Below are 18,864 nucleotides of genomic sequence, written 5' to 3'. Positions count from 1 at the left end.
ATTACAAACATGTAATGATGGTGTAAGGTATTTAAATAGAGAGACTTTACATAATGGACTATAATTAATTTATGATTTAGGACAAAAAAGGAGGAAACATATATGAATGTTTTAGAAGTAAAGAATCTATCGAAAATTTATTTAGGAAAAATAAATTATACAGCATTAGAAAATATTGATTTTAATTTAAAAGAAGGGGAATTTGTAGGAGTGATGGGATCTTCTGGCAGCGGTAAAACCACTTTATTGAATTGCGTTTCTACAATAGATGAACCCTCAACTGGTGAAGTTTTAGTAAATGGCAAAAATCCACATAAATTAAATGAAGAAGAGTTATCTAAATTCCGCAGAAAGGAATTAGGTTTTGTATTTCAGGATTTTAATTTAGTACACACTCTAACAGTAAAAGAAAATATTATACTACCATTAGTACTAGATAGTATAGATTCAAAAGTTATGGAAGAGAAGCTTAACAAAATCATAAACCTTTTAGGGATAGAAAAGATATTAAATAAAAGGACTTTTGAAATTTCAGGAGGGCAAGCCCAGAGAGTTGCTATAGCAAGGGCATTAATTCATAATCCATCGTTACTATTAGCCGATGAACCTACAGGTAATTTAGATACGAAAGCTGCAAAAGATGTAATGAAAATATTTACTACCATTAATGAAGAACTTACTACATCTATTTTAATGGTTACCCATGATCCATATATAGCAAGCTTTTGCAATAGAGTTATTTTTATAAAAGATGGCAATCTTTATAATGAGATTCATAGGGGAGATAATACAACTGTGTTTTATAAGAAAATAATAGATATGTTGAGTTTCTTAGGAGGTAATGTAGATGACCTTTAAAAAGTTAGCATTTAATAATGTATGGAGAGATATGTGGACCTACTTTGCATACTTTCTAAGTAGCATGTTCTCAGTATTACTATTTTTCTTGTTTTCAGTCTCTATGTTCCATCCAGCTTTAAATGTGATACAATTTGGTTCTTCTTTAGCTCTGGCTATGGGAGCAGGCAATATACTAATATATTTATTTACCTTTATATTTATTTCTTATTCCATAGGTGCTTTTTTAAAAAACAAACAGAAAACACTAGGGATATTTATATTAAGTGGTGCAAGTAAAAGGCAAATAAATAAAATGATATTTATAGAGAATATGCTAATTGGAATTATGGCAATTATAGTGGCTATTATTTTAGGATTGGTTATTACACCTCTTTCCCTTATGGCTTCCAGTTACGCTATAGGGGTAGAAAACTTTAATATGTATTTTCCAATAAAAGCTATTATATTAACAACTGTGATGTTTTTGGGACTATTTTTCTTAGTGGCTACTTTATCACCTAGATTTATAAGAAAAGAAAAGGCTTTAAATTTATTAAAATCAGATAAGAAGGATGAAAAGAATGCAAGGATACCAATTGTTTTTATGTTATTAGGAGTACTTTCTGTATTTACTTTAGTAGCTTTAACTATTCTTAAAAAAATAGAATTAGTTTTAAGTAATACACTTGGCTTGTTAGTTGTTTTTTTACTTGGATTAATCAGTTTATATTTTTTAATTATAGTGTTAGGAAAGTTAATTCTATGGTTAGTTATTAAAAGTAAACATTATTATAAAAGGACCAATATGCTCTTAATAGCAGAGCTTAATTCTAAGTTTAAAACTAATGTCAATATGATATTTTCAGTAACCTTTTTATTAATTGCAGTTTTTTCTACCACTACACTGTTATATGGAATGACAAAAGATGTAGAGACTAAAACCTTAGAAGTATATCCATTTAATTATATTTATATTGTCAGTGAAGATACGGTAAGAGGGGAAGAAAAAGTAGAAACTTTAAAAAATACATTATCTAAAAAGGAAGAATATGTAGGACTAACCTTTGATATTCTTACTTTAAAAGATAATTCACGTACAGGGATTATTTCTCAGAGAGAATATAATAAGGCAGCAGCAATACTAATGTTAGAGGAATTAGATTTAAAGAGTAATCAAATATTTATCGTACAAGGATCAACTAGAACTAAAGTTAGTACTGTTGATGTAGAGAATAATGATAGTTATAAAGTCTTGAACAGTAAATCAGATAGAAATTTAGAAGTTATAGGAGAAGGTGAAAGATTAATTACACCTGAAGGTTATTATAGAAATCTTTTAGTAATAGAGGATGAACTATATAATAGTTTAGACGAAGAAGAATTTAGTATAAATCAAGTAAATGTTTTTAATGTTGGTGACTGGAAGGAAGATTTAAGTACTGCTAATAGTTTAGTATCTATCATCACAGACAATGGAGAAAACCCTACTGGTTTTTTTGTTGCTGGAATATTATATGAAACTGAAAATATGGCGAAAAATTTAATGCTTTATATAGGTGGGGCATTGAGTGTGATATTTTTATTAGCCTCTGCCAGCATGATATATTTCAGATTAGTCACAGAAAAGGAAAAAGAAGCTATCAAATATAAAAATTTAATGAAGTTGGGATTATCTAAAAGGGAATTTTCAACGATACATTATAAAAATATAGCAATACTGATGTATACACCCTTTATCATAGCTACAATATTTTTATTTATGCAGAATTGGATGCTAATTTCAAAACTGAATTTGAATTATTCTAAAGTAACGACAATAAGTTTTATAATATTTTTAGCACTTCAAACTATAGGATATCTTATAACAGTAAAAAACTATAAGAAATCTATATTAAATATAATTAAGTAAAAAGTTAAATTTGATTAGACTTTCTCCCAACACATGAACTATACAATTTTTGTAGACGGTTAGGGCATTTTTCTTTACGACCACCGTTGCAGATAAAAATGGCCATGCAGGCGTTATGCTGGCTAACAATAAACCTATTGACATTAGCCATAGAGAATATTTCATTAAAGCAAGAGATACAAAAAGCACTGCTATTATTGATATGATCGAAAATATTAATACAGAGTTAAAGGAAATCCCAATAAGTACACCGATACTTGATGATAGTAATAATTTTCATGGGGTACTCACCAGGTCATTCTGGTACCTTTACTTGTAGCTGAATGGCCCCAATAAAGTCCTTGGCAGAACATATGAATGTCCTAGCAAATGCAGATTTTACCAAGGAAGTAGATAGAAAATTATTAACTAGAAAGGATGAACTTGGATTACTAGCAAATTCTGTGGAGGTTATGAGTAAGTCAATTCGGTCTGTTCTTCATGATATTGTCAGTGAAGCTGATAATATGAGGGATAAAGTTGATGCATCATTACAAAATTTATCTGAGCTAGTCTCCCAAATAGAAGAAGTTTCTGCAACCACAGAAAAGATGTCTGTTGGAATGGAGGGAACCGCAGCATCAACAGAGGAAATGAACGCAACTTCAACAGAAATTGAAAGTACAGCCGATTCCATAGCCACAAAAGCACTAAATAGTTCTATGATTGTTGAAAAAATCAGTAATCGTGCAGAGGAATTAAAGGAGAATGCCATTACTTCCCAGAGGGCAGCATATGATATACGACAGACGATTGATGAAGATATGAGGACATCCATCCAGCAATCAAAAGCAGTGGAGAAAATTAATGTATTGACGGAATCCATTTTGCAAATTACATCTCAAACAAACCTCGTAATGGAGATGGCTACAAAATTTGCTGACTTCATGAAGGATACTGAGGAAAATTCTGAAAGCCTTACTAAGGCAGTAGCACAATTTAAAATATAGTTGCCCTTTCCCCTAATCTAAAAAAAGTCCTATTGGTGAAGATTAACTGCCAATAGGACTTTTTTTATGTCAAGATGACAAAGAATTTGGAATAAAAGCAGACTTAACATTAACAGCGTTAAGTCTGCTTTTATTCATCAGATGGATGTTAACTATTTTTCATCCCAATACAAATGGAAATTTATTTTTACAATTAACGCTAATGGAATATAATACATACAAAATGCAAAATATATTTGACATTAAGTTAATTATATATTATAATAAACTTACAATAATTTACATAGGAGGTGAGTCCCGTTAGTCAAAAAAATATGAAATTAAAGCTTTCACGAGTAGAGAAGGATTTATCGCAGGAACAGTTGGCGGATTTAGTTGGAGTTACAAGGCAGACAATTGGTATGATTGAATCAGGCAATTACAATCCCACATTGAAACTTTGTATCTCCATATGTAAAGTATTGGATAAGACTTTAAATGACATTTTTTGGGAGGAATAATGAATGAAGAGGATTGAAGATGAAAGGATTGTTTCAGAGAAAAGAAAGATTAACTCAAGTGCCTTTGGTTTATGTTTTTTAGCTTTATGGGGGATCTTGCTCTATCGACAATTTATGCTTCAGCAGAATGTAGCAGAGTATATAGATATTTTCTTGCTTACAGTAGGACTTTCTATATATGTAGTAGTAAATAATGTTTTAAAAGGCTTTTATTTAACCCACAGAAATAAATATTCAAGAAAAAAGGTAAGCATTATCGGGGCCTTCGTAGGCTCAATTACATTTACAATTGTGAAGTTTTTTATGATGAAGGGTAAATTATCCAATATAGAAGATATATTTAAGCTACTTGCATCCCTAATCATATTTTTTACTATGTGGGTGATTAGTCAAAGTATTCTATTTAAGATTAGTGATAACAAGGCTAATCAGGATATAGAATAAATTTTCTGCTTGGACCCTGTTACCTTAAAAAGCAAAGAGATAAAGTTGAAAAATTTAAAATTAGAAGCTTATCCTGAATCACTATAAAATGGAAGAGAGAAAAGATTGCAGATATTGATTAATTTGGATTGATTAAGTCATCCTACCAGTTAAGGTTATTCTTTGCCGTTATTATTGAATGATTTAACAAAATAGAATTGAAGTATTTATAAAGCTGACTTATATCATTATTGTTGAGTCAGCTTTAAATTTAGCTTGAGAAAGAATTTTAAAAATTTTAATTAATAGTGTAACCTAAATCTATATAATTCGTTTATGTAGTGAAAGGGGTGCCAGTGTGATAAATGATCAGATAGAACAATTATTTATTAAATATCATAGAGAATTATTTCTATACGCTTTTTCACTGTGTAAAAATCATCATTTAGCACAGGATTTGACTAGTGACACCTTTTTCAAAGCCTATTTGTCTCTTGATGATGTAAGTTACATTAAGTACTGGTTATTAAGAGTTTGCAAGAATTTATACTTAGATCATCTTAAGAAAAACAGGGAGTATAGCAGTGAAAGAATTCTTGAGAGAATACTTATAAATAATGAAACTCCATTGGATAAGGTTATTGATGATGAGGAAAAGAAGTACTTATACAATTTAGTGATAAAATTAAATGACTCCTACAAAGAGATTCTTATTCTATATTACTTTTGTGATTTTTCTGTTAAGGATATAAGTAAGCTAATGAATAGCACAGAAAGTGCTGCTAAGACTATGTTATTCAGAGCAAGGAAGAAGCTTAAGAAGGAGATGGAGGGATGAAATGGATTATAAAGACTTATTTAATCGGTATAAGAAAGGTCTAGTAAATGATGAAGAGAGAGATTTGATTGAGCAAGAGATAGAAAGGCACGAAGTTTTAGAAGAATATTTATCGGATGTAATGGATGAGGAGATTTATGGGGGTTGGAATACATCTAGTTTTGAGTATCAGGAAGAGGAAACGAGTAAACTAAAGAAGAGTGTAAACAAAAGATTGAGAAAAGTAGTGCTTACCTCAGTGATGGTAGTTGTGGCACTTTATATCGGAATTTTTTACGTAGTATCAGGCATCATAGACTGGGTATATTATGACCCAACAGCTACTACTCAGTCAGAGGATCAAGAGTATCAATCACCAGATTTTTACTATGACATGCAGGCTTATGTAAGCCTTAATATACCTGGATACTCAAGTAACTTAGTTACATTCCAAGAACCCAAAGGATTTGGCAAATATGAAGTAAGCTACTCTTTACGGGATCTTTTTACAAAAAAAGAGCAACGTCATTTTGTTAATCTTTCAAGAGGAAAATTGACCTATGCAATAGATGGAATCTTTAGTATAGAAAATCGATTTGGAATTTGGGAAGGATTTGAGAGAATAAAACATGATTATAGTGAATATGCCAGTGAAGATGAGGCTACATTAAGGAATAAAGAAATCCAACAAAAAAATGAAAAAACGCTTCGTTATTTAAATGAACTTAATCCACTGTCCTATATTTCTATGAGTATCGTGTTTGATGAAGATCTTACTATGAAAGAATTTTATCACATGAGCCAAGAACATCCATCATTAGACTTTAAATGGGTAGGTATCCGAACGGTAAAGCCTGGCGTTCAATGGAGTGAAACTCAACAGATTCACCTAGTGGGTTTTAACCCGAACTACAACGATGAACCTTCATCTAGTACACGGCCTGACCCAGAGAAATATCCTCTGTTCTATCTGATAGATTTTAGAGATTATTTTGACTTAGCAAATAAAGATTATCCGGAAAAAATATATGAAAGCTATGGGATTCATTTCAAGTCTAGGCTAGCGTATCTTAGAAACCGAGAAGACTATGTAAATATGTTTGATTATAATTATTATAAGACAGATTTCTATGCTGAAGCACTCAAGTATATTGCTGAGCACGGAGTTAAAACCTATGGAGTTCTAGTTTTTGGAACAGCAGAAGAATTTTTAGACAGTATTAATCATATTCCTCATGAAAGTATGTATATTAATGAAGTTTTACCAACAAAACCAAACATCTATTATGACTAAATAAAAATCATATGAGTTTAAAACTCTTATGAAAGGGGGTAAATGTGTTTTTATTACCCCTTTTTATTATTGTATAATGAAAATCTCAAGCTTATTTTGTGCCTTTAGTTTTTCTAACTCTGACATTTGCTCCTCTATCTTTTCGCTTTCCGTGTCTATACTGAAGGGCTTCAACGCCATTATTTTCATATTTACTTGTCCACATATAACCTGCTAATAGGACACTTGATATTTGTCAGCTGTTTCTGCATAATTCTTCTGGTGTTTAATACAATATTTAACGATTTCTTCATAAATGGTTTTTCTTCCATTAGCCATGATAGGTATCCCTCCTGTACCAGAAGTTTCTAGCTTCTACTTTCTCTAATCCAGCTTACTTTTGTAATGTTAGTGCTTTGATTGGACATTTGAAAACGCAATGGGTACAACGAACACAAATGTCATCTTCAATGCTCCATGTTTTTTGATCTTTAGATACAGCTATAGCATCAACCGAACATACCTTTTGACATAAGCCGCAGTAAACACATTTTTTAAAATCATTTTTTATGCTTCCTTTGGCTTCAAAAATTTTTCTTAAACATTTTATTTCAGCAATATTTCTTTTAAGCTTTGACATACTTAAATTCTCCTCTCTATACTTTATTAAAAATCTTGGCTACTTTAAAAACATGCTCATCTGAATACACTAATCCCTTCATGTGGTATGGATTAACAAGTATAAAACAAATTTATCAATTATTTTGATATGATAACCATGCACATTAGATACACTGTGTATCTAATGTATATAGAATACTCAAAAAAACTCAAAATGTCAATAAGGTTCAAGGTGTATCTTATTGCTTTTAAGGTACATTTTACGATATAATGACTTTTAGGAGGGATTAAAATGGCTAATAATACAATGCGTCGTCGTGGTGATCAGCTTCAAAGTGCTATATATGAGGTTACCTATCGTCTGTTAACGACAGAGGGATTTAACGCTATCAATTTTGCTCGCATAGCGAGAGAAGCGAAGACAAGCCGTTCTGTTATATACAGACATTGGGATACTGCGTTTGATTTAGTCTTTGAGACAGTTCACAATCGATTTCAAGAATTAGAGGGCGAAAGTCAAAAAATAAGTTTTGACAAAGGTAATCTACGCGACAACCTTATACTAATAGGTCAAATGTTCATAAAACAGTTGAATAGTTTCCCATTGGAATTCAACCGTATGGTTTTATATGAGATGCAAAATAGTCCCAAGCGTATAAAGGAAATGCTAGCAGAAGCAAGAAAGAGCCATCTCCAGATAATTGATGATATTCTGCTAATCGCAATAGAAAAAAAAGAAATTACTAAAATGCCTATTGTAGAAACGAAACTAGCACTATTTCAACTGATTCGTCATGCAATTATTTTAGAAAATGAACCTATTTCAACTAAAAAACTGGAAGTCTTGGTTGATTTCATTGTGTTACCCGCAATATTAAAGGGTGCAGAATGACGGTTGGAAAGGATGAATGACAGATATGGAAAATACTTAATGTAATAACAAGAGAAGAACTAAGAAAAGTTCATGGACAGAATTGAACAAAGAAAGAGTACGACGTCTTGAAAGGCTTGGACTTATGACTGATAATGGGAGAAAAGTGCTACCAGATATGAGTCGTAATGCATTTATAATCGATGAGGTTATAGAGAGAAGATTGAAGGAAGATGAAGAAAGATATTTAAATTTCATGAAATTCCCAGAGTTTTATAGGCTAATAAGAATAGACACAATTCAGCAGGTGAAGAATCAACCTGAATTATTTAAAAAAAGGTTAGATAAATTTATAGAAAATACAAAGCAGGGCAAGATGTATGGCGCATGGAATAATCATGGTCGTCTCTGTAGAAAAATGCTATGCAGCCAAATCTATTATAGTTGCAACTGTATAGAATACACTAAACCTATAAAGGGAGAAGGTGAGTAAGCATACCTCACCTTTTTTCTATGTTAGAAGCCATCTTTCAGCTTCTTCTTTACTTTCATATATTCTAAAATGATTGCCTTTGTTGGTTTCTGTGGCCATTTCTTTAATTTTGCCTTTTAGAATGGTCTCCTGCGGGATAATTACTACAGCTTTTATATTATAATTTGTAAACTTTTGAATGAAATTTCCTGCTACTCTGGTCTTAAGTTTGAAAAAATCCTGTGCTAAAGCTGTATGGTGAATCATAAGAAGGGAGGTCTCTTGCTCCCAGCTTAAAGCTATCAGATCAAGTAAATCATTCTCTGTACTTAAAGGTTCAGTACTGGAAATCAGCTCTATATATTTTTTATTCTCTATTTCTCTTATTTGATAGTTCATTTTTTCCTTCTCCTCTATTATTTGATTTTCAAGTAATTTTTGTCGGGTTTCTCGAACCCAATTCAATTCGTTATTATAGGTAGAAATTATGTTTTCTGAAATCATATTCCATATAAAACTTTCTCTAGAGCTTCTGTTGGGTGAAGGAAGCCTACGTCTGATTTTTTCCTGCTCCATCATTAATTGATTTTTAAGTTCATTCTCATACCTTATTAATAAGGTATTTAGTTCCTGATCACTTAACATGTTTGACCATGCTAGTTGAACCAAAAAAGTTTTCTTTATCTCAGGAGCTTCTGGTGACGATATAACCCATTCTTTTAGTTCGTTAAGACCTTCTTCAGTTATTGTATAGATTTTTTTTGAAGGAGAGCTATCCTGATGAACAACCTCGCTTTTAACCAGCTCTTCATCTAGCATTTGACTAAGGGCTTTGTAAATTTGATTATTATTACCAGACCAATACAGGATAGAAGACTCCTCAAATATCTTCTTTAGTTCATATCCTGTGGAAGCTTTCCAACTCAGCATACCTAGTATTGCAAACTTTATTGACATTAACTACACCTCTCTTTAAATAACATGTGTTAATAGTAACATATGTTACTATTATGGTCAATGAGGATTAAAAATATTTTGCTAGTTCTTTTAAAACAATAAAAAAAATAGATATCAACGTTTTTTTATTATTGTTATTATGATAGTTTTGTCTGAATCCCGTCGTGTTATAGAGGGGGTTTAGAAGGTTTTATAGGTTCCCTTAGAGTATAGCGTATGAAGAAGTTTTTTCTTAAGGAGACGTACTAAAACGTTGAATTTAAAGGTATTTGAGCAATTGGTTGTTACTAATTGACAGGACAACATGATTTTGCTACAATAAAAACAAATAAACAAATTGTTTTTATAATTATTAAAATACTATTTGAGGTGAAATAAATGCCGAAATTTACAGAAATAGAAAAAGAAAGAATTAAATCAGAAATGATGCAGGCTGCCCATAAGAGTTTTATCGCCAAGGGATTGAAAAATACATCTATTGAAGAGATAACTTCTTCTGTGTCGATAGCAAAGAGTAGTTTTTATGTTTTCTTCGAATCAAAAGAGATACTTTATCTCCAACTATTAACCCTTGAAGGGCAAGAAATTGAAAAAAAGGTTTGGCCTAAGGTTCAAGAAGCAAAGAATGTACGTGATGCAATTAAGGCATATCTATATGCAATGGTTTCTGAGTTGGAATCAAACATTTTAACACAAAGATTAATAACTGATATAGAAGAATACAAAATGGTAGCTCGAAAGGTAACTCCCCAATATTTAGCAACAAAGACCCTAAGAAGTATTGTTCCCCTTATGGACTTCATCAAGAAAAATAAGGAGTCAAAGAAACTAATCAATGAAGATGTTGAAGTTATTGCTGGTGTTATTCGATCAACTTTAGCAATGATTATTCATAAAAAGGATGTTAGTGAGGATATTTATCCTAAAGTGCAAGAAATTCTTTTTAATGCTATAGCTAATGAACTTACTAAATAGTCTTTAAGTTCAATAGGGACTTTGAAGATATTTGTCACGAGGGGGGGATCCCCTTAAGAGTTATGATTTACGGATTATCTTAAAGTGAATTCTCAAAAAAAAATGGTGGGGTGATTTGAATGAGTAGAACCTTAAAACAAGTTATAGAAATAGCAAAAAAACATGGTCTAAATTTAAAAGAGGATACATTAACATTTAATGAGTCAGGGCTTGACTTCCAGGTGGTGTTTGCCCTTGACTTAAAAGGGAATGAATGGGTCTTAAGATTACCTAGGCGTGAAGATGTAATGATAAGAACAAAGGCTGAAAAACAGGCACTTGATTTAGTAAATCAACATATAGCCACATTTGAAGTACCAAATTGGTCTATCTACGCAGATGAGTTGATCGCATATAAGAAGTTAAAGGGTGTACCAGCAGGAACAATTGATCATGAAATACAAAACTATGTTTGGGAAATTGATATTAATAATGTTCCAGACTGCTTTCATAAAACCTTAGGGAAGGTATTGGCAGCACTGCATAGTATTTCAAAAGACAAGGCAAAAGAGGCTGGACTGGAGGTTTATACGTCTGAAGAAGTAAGGTTGTTAATGAAAAAAAGAATGGATGACGTGAAGGCTAAATTTGGAGTTGGTGAAACCTTATGGAATAGATGGCAGAGATGGTTAAATGATGATGGATTGTGGCCGCAGGATACGGGGTTCATACATGGGGATATCCACGCAGGGCACACTTTAATTGATAAGGATGCTAATGTGACTGGCTTAATTGACTGGACAGAAGCAAAGGTGGCAGATATATCAAATGATTTTGTATTCCAGTATAAAGCCTTTGGAGAGGAAGGGCTTGAATCTCTTATCGAGGCGTATAAAGCAGCAGGAGGATACCATTGGCCAAAGATGAAAGAGCATATCATCGAATTGGTTGCCGCCTATCCAGTTGACATTGCAGAATTCGCCATCATATCTGGTCAAGAAGAGTATGAACAGATGGCTAAACAAACCCTAGAGGTAAGTGAAAACTAAAAAAACTTATATTGCTATCAAAAGCTATGTTTAAAAAATCGATCTAATTCTTTCCACTATAAAAATAAACATTAAAAGTCCTATTCATGATGAGCTTATCATGAATAGGACTTAATTAATATAGGCCTGTATTTGGCTGATATGATTAAAAATATAACTAAATTATGGTGAAAGGTATCCATACTGCTTTCTTTTCTTTAGAATAAACCAAAGTGCAATGAAAAAGGCAAGCCCATCTGCCACCACAACAGTCAGCCAAACTCCATTAATTCCTATAATTGATGGCAAGGTGAGGATGATCACCGTAGGGAGTAGAAGTGTTCTTAGAAAAGATAGGGTTGCAGAAACTGTTCCGTTGCAAAGTGCAGTGAAAAAAGCAGAGCCAAAGATACCAAAGCCAGTGAAGAGAAATGATAGAGAATATAGCCGGAAACCTTTGTTTGTAAAAGCAGCAAGTGCAGTGTCACCACTGGAAAAAGAGGTTGCAATAAAACTTGAAAATAGCTGTGCTAAAATTACCATGGATAATGATACAACACAGATAATAACAAAGCTTTTTTGAAGCAGGTTTTTCAACTCCCCTTTATTCCCAGCACCATAATGAAAACTGATAATCGGTGCTGTACCAATAGAAAATCCTATAAAAATTGCAACAAAAACAAAACTCACATACATAATAGCAGAATATGCCGCCACGCCAGACTCACCGATAAGTTTCATCATTTGCAGGTTGTAAAGCACCGTAACAAAGGACATAGATATATTTGATACCATTTCTGAAGAACCATTCAAACAGCTACTTAGAATCATTCTAGGATATAGTTTGGTTTTAGTAAAATGCAGTATAGGATTTTCACCAACAAAAAAATAAGCAATGGGAATCACGGCCCCGATGATATATCCGCTAACCGTTGCCCAGGCCGCCCCTGCAATTCCCCACTTAAATACATATATAAATAAAAAATCCAAGAAAATATTTGTAATACCCGAAGCCACTGTCAATAAAAGACCTAGTTTAGGTTTTTCTGCTACTATAAAAAAAGTTTGAAAGGATGTTTGAAGCATAAAGAAAACACTTCCAAATATTAAAATAGAACCATAGGTAACACAATCTTCAATTAATAAATCGCTTGCACCAAGCAAATAGGAAATTGGGCGAATCAGTATAATACAGACTGCTGATAAAACGATACCACAAGCAATAATGGTAAGAATTAAGGTGGTAAAATACTGCTTTGCTTGATTTGTTTTTCCTTCACCTAAAGCCTTAGAAATAACGGCACTGCCACCAGCGCCCAGCATAAAACCAAAAGCACCAATTGACATAACTAGAGGCATAATAATATTGATAGAAGAGAGTGCGTTGCTCCCTACAAAGTTAGATACAAATAAGCCATCTACTACGCCATAAATGGAGGTGAAGACCATCATTACAATTGAAGGTATTGTGAATCTTAATAAGTGTCGATAGTTGAAATGATCTGATAATTGAATTTTCATAAGTACCTCTTTTATTCTTCATATTCTTGTTTCTGTAAAATGTCTGCTAAATTTTTTCGTAACCCATTAAGGTAATCTCTGCAACCTTGAATCAAAGCAGTTCGTGATAATTCACTGAGCTCCATAAAGGTCTTCTCTTCTGCTGCAAAGATAGTATCCAGATGCTTTTTTGCAAAGGCCTCTCCTTCTTGGGTTAATTGAATCTGTTTACTACGCCGATCATCCTCGGAAGGATGTAAAGTAATCAATCCTTTTTTAATAAGTACTTTTAGTGCTGAATTTACAGTTTGCTTGCTCATAGACCATTGTTTACAGATGCTTTTTTGTGTGCATCCATTTTGAGATTGGCGGATAAAGTATAGAGTCCAATGGGCACTTACAGAAAGTCCGCTTTTTATTGCTAAGTTAGTAAAAAAAGCATCTATCTCATTGGAGATAGCATAGAACTCCATTAATTGTTTGTGTAAATTCATAAAAAAATACCTCCTTTTTAGTCCGATATCAGACTAATATCTTAAACTATTATTGAAATTTTGTCAAGTGTAACATTACTAGCTTAGAGATAGGCCTATACCCTAGATATATTTCTAAGTATAAAGTAATTAAAACCTAGCCTCATGGATAAAAGGAGGCTAGGTTTGTTTTATAGAAAAAATAAGAAGTTATTTGATTTATTTTGCAGGTCGAGTCATACAATAGATCTTTATGCCATCAATGATGTTAGTATCCTTTAGCTGATATCCAAAACTTTCATAATAAGAGACATTATGCTGATTTTCTGTATCAAGTGCAATTGGGTAGGAGGGCTGTGAGGATTCAGCAATTTCATGGATCTCTCTTAGAACTTTTTTACCAATGCCCTTTCCTTGAGAGGAAGGCGCTACACCAATCATGGTTAAATAGTAATGGGGTTGATGTGGTCCACTTGTAGAAGTTAGTTTTTCGTACTTAGTTAAGAATCTAAGCCCATGAAATGGTAGCCGAAATACTAATAAAAGCATCTCTATATTTAATCTAAGTTTAGCTCTTATAGATACATTCTTAAGGTTTTTTGGTCGATCTACAATCGCCACATAAGTAGGCTCTTTAGTATCATCTGTAAGGATCAGACCATCTAATAAGTGATTTCGTTTAATGATAAATCTAATTAAATTTTTTGATTGCTCTTTGCCATTTTTGTTTGAAAATAAATAATTAAACATGGGGTCTTTCTCAAATGCCCGAGATAGTAAGGAAACATGAGTTTCATTAATGTTCATGTTGTTCCCCCCTATGGTGAAGAACTGAAAAACTAAATAACACCTTAAAAACATAAAAGTACAGTAGCGTAGCTGCAAAGAAGGGAGATGTTTGCCCTAAATAAGCTACTACGAGGAAACCCAATCCTGTTAAGCTTCCAGCTAAGAGATTATGAAATGAATAATTTCTCGTTAAATTTAAAAGGGCTGCCGTAATTAAAGTGTAGGTACAAATGATAATCCCAGAATAGATAGAAAATTCCATCGACCACGAAAGGACTATGGGTTGAAGGTGGATGGCTATAAATATCCACCTTTTCCTTGGATATCGATTATAAAAAAGATCTGTACCCTTGGTTAAATTTGCTACAACACCCCCTGAGATATCTAAGAACAAAAACCAAGTTACAATTTGTTTTAGTAAAGATAACCCTTTCCATTCATCGTAACCTAAAATACCTATTGCAAAACCAGAAATCAGCACAAAAATAGTAATAATAACTAAGGATGATTTTGTCTGATATTCACCTAGAATTTCGTGGAAAAATTTTGGAATTTTAATCATAGAGAACCTCCTTCTGACCGTCCGAACGGTCAATTTTTATAGTGTAAAAAAATGGCAGAGGTTTATTGTTTATTTTAATAAAGACTGCCATGCTTCTACTTGTAAAGTCCAAACGTCTCTAAATCTTTTGATATCAGATTCTAGTAAAAAATGCAGACCGTAACCATCTAATGTCATGATAATCATTTCTGAAATTTTTAAAAGTCTGTCTTTTTCTTGGGAGCTATAATGGGATAATTGTGTAGCGATAGCATCAACCATCTCATCCTTAGTTTTTAACAAATAAGTTCTATATTTTTCATTGTATAAGCAAGAATTATAGAAATGAAGTAAAACCGAATAAGATAACTTTTCTTCTTCGGTTAGTGAGTAAATACTCTCCCCAAGGAAAAGGAGAAACACTTTTAAGTTTGGACCCTCATGGGATTTAACTGGCTTCACCAGATCAGCTAGGATGTTCTCAAAAATCACATTTAAAACTTCATCTATAGAGCCAAAGTGGTGAAAAATATTGCTTTTACTAATACCTAAAAGATCAGCTATTTTTTTGGCACTTAATCCCTCAATTCCTTCTTTAGCAATGATTTTCATAGATGCAGCTAAAATGCGATCTTTCGTTTCGTTGCCCTTAGCGATTCTTAGATCTTGAGTCATTGCAAGCCTCCTTCTATTTATTCTTATTTTCATTATAATACTAACCGAATGGTCAGTCAATTGTTTTTTTATTGGGAAAGTACTCTTTATTACTTTGTGGGAAATGTATCGCTTGGCTGAACAAAACCATATTGACTGTGTTTTGGAGATTGAGATTGTAGAATCAATTTATACAAAGGTGATATTATCACAAGTTATACAGTTAGTAAGAATAAAGATAAAAATAGCAGATATTGACAAGAAATTACTGAAGGCATATAATATAAATTGTTGAAAATTTAATTATTTAAAGGTAATAGGTTCGAAGAACTAGAAATTTTGGTCTTCGATTAAAAGGGAAACAGGTGCAAATCCTGTACGGTCCCGCCGCTGTAAAAGAGGAGTAGTGCAAAATATGCCACTGTTGATATGGGAAGGCTTTGCACTGTGGTGATACTTGAGTCAGAAGACCTGCCTATTACTAGGAAGCATAACTCTACGGAGGATAGGGGGTATGACTTGATAAAATATGGACTATTTTAATCATGATCTCCTTATGCAATTGAGGAGATTTTTTGCTGTTCAGTTCTTAGAATTAAAACACAAAGTACATCTAAAATTAGGAGGAAGAATGATGAAATACAATAAAGTAGCAGCAATGCTATTAATACTTGCCTTAAGTTTTTCTATAGTAGCGTGTAATACATCAACTACAGAAACAAATAATGAGGCGGGAGAAGAACAAACCCAGCTGGTATATGCCAGTACAAAGGATATAAGGGACATAAACCCCCATACCTACTCTGGAGAAATGGCAGCACAAAATATGGTTTTCGAATCTTTAGTTATCAATACAGAAGATGGAGTAGAACCTTGGTTAGCTGAAAGTTGGGAGATATCAGAGGATGGAAAAACCTACACCTTCAAATTAAGGGAGGATGTAAAATTTACTGATGGAGAGATATTTGATGCAACAGCAGCTAAGCTGAATATCGATGCTGTTATGAATAATTACGAAAGACATGCTTGGCTAGAGTTAGTAAATCAGATAGACTATGTGGACATTGTAGATGATTTTACTATTGATTTAGTACTAAAAAATCCCTATTACCCTACCCTTAGTGAATTGGCATTAACAAGACCCTTTAGATTTATATCACCTAACTGTTTTATTGATGATAACACCAAGAATGGTGTAGATGGCTATATTGGAACAGGTCCTTGGATACTTACTGAACATAGAGAAAACCAATATGCCATATTTACCGCCAATGAATCCTACTGGGGTGAAAAAGCAAAGCTTAAAGAGGTTAAATGGCAAGTTATGCCGGATCATCAAACCATACTTCTTGCCCTTGAAAAAGGAGAAATCCACCTGTTATTTGGAGCAGATGGAGACATGATTGACCTAGATTCCTTTAAAGCCTTAGAAAATCAAGGAAAATATGTTACCATTATGAGTCAACCAATAGCTTCTAGGGCTATTCTATTAAATTCTAACAAAGAGATTACTGGAGATATCAAAGTAAGAGAAGCACTACAATATGCTGTGGATAAAGAATCCATAGCTGAGGGGATATTGAATGGTTCTGAAACTATAGCAGATACCCTATTGTCTCCTACTGTCACCTATTGCGATATAGATTTGAAAAAGAGGACCTATGATGTAGATACAGCATCAAAGCTTTTAGATGAGGCTGGGTGGATTATCGGTAATGATGGTTACAGGTATAAAGATGGCACTAAAATGGAAATGACCATCTATTACAATTCCGATAATAGTCAAGAGCGAACCATCAGTGAATACCTTCAAGACAATTTTAAAAATATTGGTGTAGACTTAAAAATCTTTGGTGAAGAAAAACAGGCCTTCTTAGATCGACAAAAAACAGGCGATTTTGACCTACAATACTCCTTATCTTGGGGGACTCCCTATGATCCTCAATCCTACTTATCATCCTGGCGAATTCCTGCCCATGGCGATTATCAAGCCCAAGTAGGACTAGAAGAGAAGGCATGGTTAGATGGAAGGATTGGAAAGGTTATGATTGAAACCGATGAAGACAAACGTCAAGAAATGTATCAGGAAATATTAACCTATATTCATGATGCTAGTGTATATATACCATTAACTTATTCTAGGACAAAAGCAGTCCATGTACCATCCTTAAAAGGTGTAGATTTTAATGCTTCTCAATATGAAATACCCTTTGAAAAAATGTATTTTTAGATAGAGGTAATTAACTAATTTGAGGATTCCCTCCTAGTAGGGAATCCTCCTAATAAATTGGTTTAATCGGATTGCTGTAGGGGAGGAAACCAATGAGAAACTATATTATTCGCCGCATATTGCTTATTATACCGATATTGATAGGGATATCCTTTATTTCATTTTTATTAATTAATCTGAACCCCAGCGACCCCGCAGAAGTTGCTTTGAGGGTCAACGAGATTGTCCCCACCGATGAAGCAGTAACAGCTATGAGGGAAGAATTGGGGCTAGATAAACCTTTTTTTCAGCGGTATATTATTTGGCTAGGAAATAGTCTTCGCCTTGACTTTGGAAATAGTTATGTAAATAACAAACCTGTTTCAGGTGAAATTTTAAATGCATTACCTGCTACTTTATATCTAGCGGCAGTAGCCCTCATCATGACCTTAGGAATTAGCATGATAGCAGGGATTTTATGTGCTATTTTCGAAGATTCTATAGGGGATAAAATAACAAGAGGTATTATTTTTGTAGCTACGGCAATGCCTAACTTTTGGGTAGGACTGCTGCTGATGTGGCTATTTGCTGTTAAGCTGGACCTATTTCCCACCAGTGGGATGAGGGGGTTCACCTCAGTAGTATTACCAGCAACTACCCTTTCCTTAAGCTATATTGCCATCTATACAAGACTGATCCGAAACAGTATGATACAAAATAAAAACGAGAATTACATATTGTATGGTCGTATAAGGGGGTTAGGTAATTGGGTTATCATAAAACATATCCTTAAAAATTCAATCCAATCGTCTATTACGGCATTGGGAATGTCGATTCCCAAACTTATATCGGGGACTGTAATCGTAGAAAATATTTTTGCATGGCCAGGTATTGGGAGATTATGTGTTAGTGCTATCTTTAATAGAGATTACCCTATCATTCAGGCCTATATTGTCATGATGGCCACATTGTTTGTAGTATGTAATCTGTTGGTGGATATCTTCAGTGCATTCTTAGATCCAAGGATAAGGAGGATGACGTAGC

At 33.2% G+C, this 18,864-nt stretch carries 20 protein-coding genes and 1 riboswitch; of the genes, 13 read left to right on the top strand and 7 right to left on the bottom strand.

All coding sequences use genetic code 11. The features are described from left to right. Positions 1 to 102 precede the first annotated feature (102 nt). From T335_RS0110485 to T335_RS0110455, 7 genes are all read left to right on the top strand, one after another. On the top strand, positions 103 to 858 hold the full coding sequence (locus T335_RS0110485; RefSeq protein WP_026477512.1) for an ABC transporter ATP-binding protein: 756 nt from the start codon (positions 103 to 105) through the stop codon (positions 856 to 858). Beyond that, on the top strand, positions 848 to 2,749 hold the full coding sequence (locus tag T335_RS0110480; RefSeq protein WP_026477511.1) for an ABC transporter permease: 1,902 nt from the start codon (positions 848 to 850) through the stop codon (positions 2,747 to 2,749). The genes T335_RS0110485 and T335_RS0110480 overlap by 11 nt, the downstream gene beginning before the upstream one ends. A gap of 323 nt (positions 2,750 to 3,072) precedes the next feature. Further along, positions 3,073 to 3,738: a HAMP domain-containing protein gene (locus T335_RS0110475; protein ID WP_026477510.1), complete on the top strand. Its 666-nt coding sequence runs from the start codon at positions 3,073 to 3,075 to the stop codon at positions 3,736 to 3,738. 314 nt (positions 3,739 to 4,052) lie between these two features. After that, a complete protein-coding gene (locus T335_RS0110470; protein WP_034328238.1) occupies positions 4,053 to 4,238 on the top strand; it encodes a helix-turn-helix transcriptional regulator in 186 nt (61 codons plus the stop codon). Positions 4,239 to 4,241: 3 nt separating this feature from the next. Next, entirely contained in the window at positions 4,242 to 4,682 is a 441-nt protein-coding gene (locus tag T335_RS0110465; protein ID WP_026477508.1) for a DUF6773 family protein, read from the top strand. Between the two features lie 337 nt (positions 4,683 to 5,019). Continuing rightward, positions 5,020 to 5,499, top strand: coding sequence for an RNA polymerase sigma factor (locus T335_RS0110460; protein ID WP_026477507.1), 480 nt, complete (start codon positions 5,020 to 5,022; stop codon positions 5,497 to 5,499). A 1-nt stretch (position 5,500) separates the two neighbouring features. Then, a complete protein-coding gene (locus tag T335_RS0110455; protein ID WP_026477506.1) occupies positions 5,501 to 6,772 on the top strand; it encodes an anti sigma factor C-terminal domain-containing protein in 1,272 nt (423 codons plus the stop codon). A 373-nt stretch (positions 6,773 to 7,145) separates the two neighbouring features. Here T335_RS0110455 and T335_RS20400 read toward each other — a convergent pair whose 3' ends face one another. Beyond that, the gene (locus T335_RS20400) at positions 7,146 to 7,391 is read right to left on the bottom strand and encodes an ATP-binding protein (protein WP_051569255.1); all 246 of its coding nucleotides are present in this window, start codon (positions 7,389 to 7,391) and stop codon (positions 7,146 to 7,148) included. Positions 7,392 to 7,664: 273 nt separating this feature from the next. Between T335_RS20400 and T335_RS0110435 the strand changes: the two genes are divergently transcribed. Next, the gene (locus T335_RS0110435) at positions 7,665 to 8,264 is read left to right on the top strand and encodes a TetR/AcrR family transcriptional regulator (protein ID WP_034328235.1); all 600 of its coding nucleotides are present in this window, start codon (positions 7,665 to 7,667) and stop codon (positions 8,262 to 8,264) included. Positions 8,265 to 8,388: 124 nt separating this feature from the next. Continuing rightward, positions 8,389 to 8,736: a YdeI/OmpD-associated family protein gene (locus tag T335_RS21985; protein ID WP_242837281.1), complete on the top strand. Its 348-nt coding sequence runs from the start codon at positions 8,389 to 8,391 to the stop codon at positions 8,734 to 8,736. Between the two features lie 18 nt (positions 8,737 to 8,754). On the opposite strand, the gene T335_RS0110425 is transcribed toward T335_RS21985, so the two are convergent. After that, positions 8,755 to 9,672, bottom strand: a complete 918-nt coding sequence (locus T335_RS0110425) for a DUF4180 domain-containing protein (RefSeq protein WP_026477504.1) — start codon at positions 9,670 to 9,672, stop codon at positions 8,755 to 8,757. A 378-nt stretch (positions 9,673 to 10,050) separates the two neighbouring features. Here T335_RS0110425 and T335_RS0110420 point away from each other — a divergent pair, with 378 nt between their 5' ends. Continuing rightward, entirely contained in the window at positions 10,051 to 10,647 is a 597-nt protein-coding gene (locus T335_RS0110420) for a TetR/AcrR family transcriptional regulator (protein WP_026477503.1), read from the top strand. A 119-nt stretch (positions 10,648 to 10,766) separates the two neighbouring features. Beyond that, positions 10,767 to 11,675: a macrolide 2'-phosphotransferase gene (locus T335_RS0110415; RefSeq protein WP_026477502.1), complete on the top strand. Its 909-nt coding sequence runs from the start codon at positions 10,767 to 10,769 to the stop codon at positions 11,673 to 11,675. A gap of 162 nt (positions 11,676 to 11,837) precedes the next feature. On the opposite strand, the gene T335_RS0110410 is transcribed toward T335_RS0110415, so the two are convergent. The 5 genes from T335_RS0110410 to T335_RS0110390 all read right to left on the bottom strand — a co-directional run bounded on the left by T335_RS0110410 (position 11,838) and on the right by T335_RS0110390 (position 15,632). Then, positions 11,838 to 13,175, bottom strand: coding sequence for an MATE family efflux transporter (locus tag T335_RS0110410; RefSeq protein ID WP_026477501.1), 1,338 nt, complete (start codon positions 13,173 to 13,175; stop codon positions 11,838 to 11,840). 11 nt (positions 13,176 to 13,186) lie between these two features. Next, a complete protein-coding gene (locus T335_RS0110405) occupies positions 13,187 to 13,648 on the bottom strand; it encodes a MarR family winged helix-turn-helix transcriptional regulator (protein WP_026477500.1) in 462 nt (153 codons plus the stop codon). A 198-nt stretch (positions 13,649 to 13,846) separates the two neighbouring features. After that, entirely contained in the window at positions 13,847 to 14,434 is a 588-nt protein-coding gene (locus T335_RS0110400; protein WP_026477499.1) for a GNAT family N-acetyltransferase, read from the bottom strand. Next, positions 14,424 to 14,978, bottom strand: coding sequence for a hypothetical protein (locus T335_RS0110395; RefSeq protein WP_026477498.1), 555 nt, complete (start codon positions 14,976 to 14,978; stop codon positions 14,424 to 14,426). Before T335_RS0110395 ends, T335_RS0110400 begins: the two co-directional genes overlap by 11 nt. Before the next feature lie 69 nt (positions 14,979 to 15,047). Beyond that, positions 15,048 to 15,632, bottom strand: coding sequence for a TetR/AcrR family transcriptional regulator (locus T335_RS0110390; RefSeq protein WP_026477497.1), 585 nt, complete (start codon positions 15,630 to 15,632; stop codon positions 15,048 to 15,050). 280 nt (positions 15,633 to 15,912) lie between these two features. Continuing rightward, positions 15,913 to 16,104: riboswitch (cobalamin riboswitch) on the top strand. Between the two features lie 141 nt (positions 16,105 to 16,245). Between T335_RS0110390 and nikA the strand changes: the two genes are divergently transcribed. Beyond that, on the top strand, positions 16,246 to 17,841 hold the full coding sequence (nikA, locus tag T335_RS0110380; RefSeq protein ID WP_026477496.1) for a nickel ABC transporter substrate-binding protein: 1,596 nt from the start codon (positions 16,246 to 16,248) through the stop codon (positions 17,839 to 17,841). Positions 17,842 to 17,933: 92 nt separating this feature from the next. After that, positions 17,934 to 18,863 (top strand): nickel/cobalt ABC transporter permease, encoded by a 930-nt coding sequence (gene opp1B / locus T335_RS0110375; RefSeq protein WP_026477495.1) that lies wholly within the window; start codon positions 17,934 to 17,936, stop codon positions 18,861 to 18,863. Position 18,864: the final 1 nt, after the last annotated feature.

This window comes from Alkaliphilus transvaalensis ATCC 700919, from assembly GCF_000621485.1.
Lineage (GTDB): Bacteria > Bacillota > Clostridia > Peptostreptococcales > Natronincolaceae > Alkaliphilus > Alkaliphilus transvaalensis.
The sequence above is the reverse complement of the archived record's forward strand: the minus strand, read 5'-3'. Positions and strand labels throughout refer to the sequence as shown.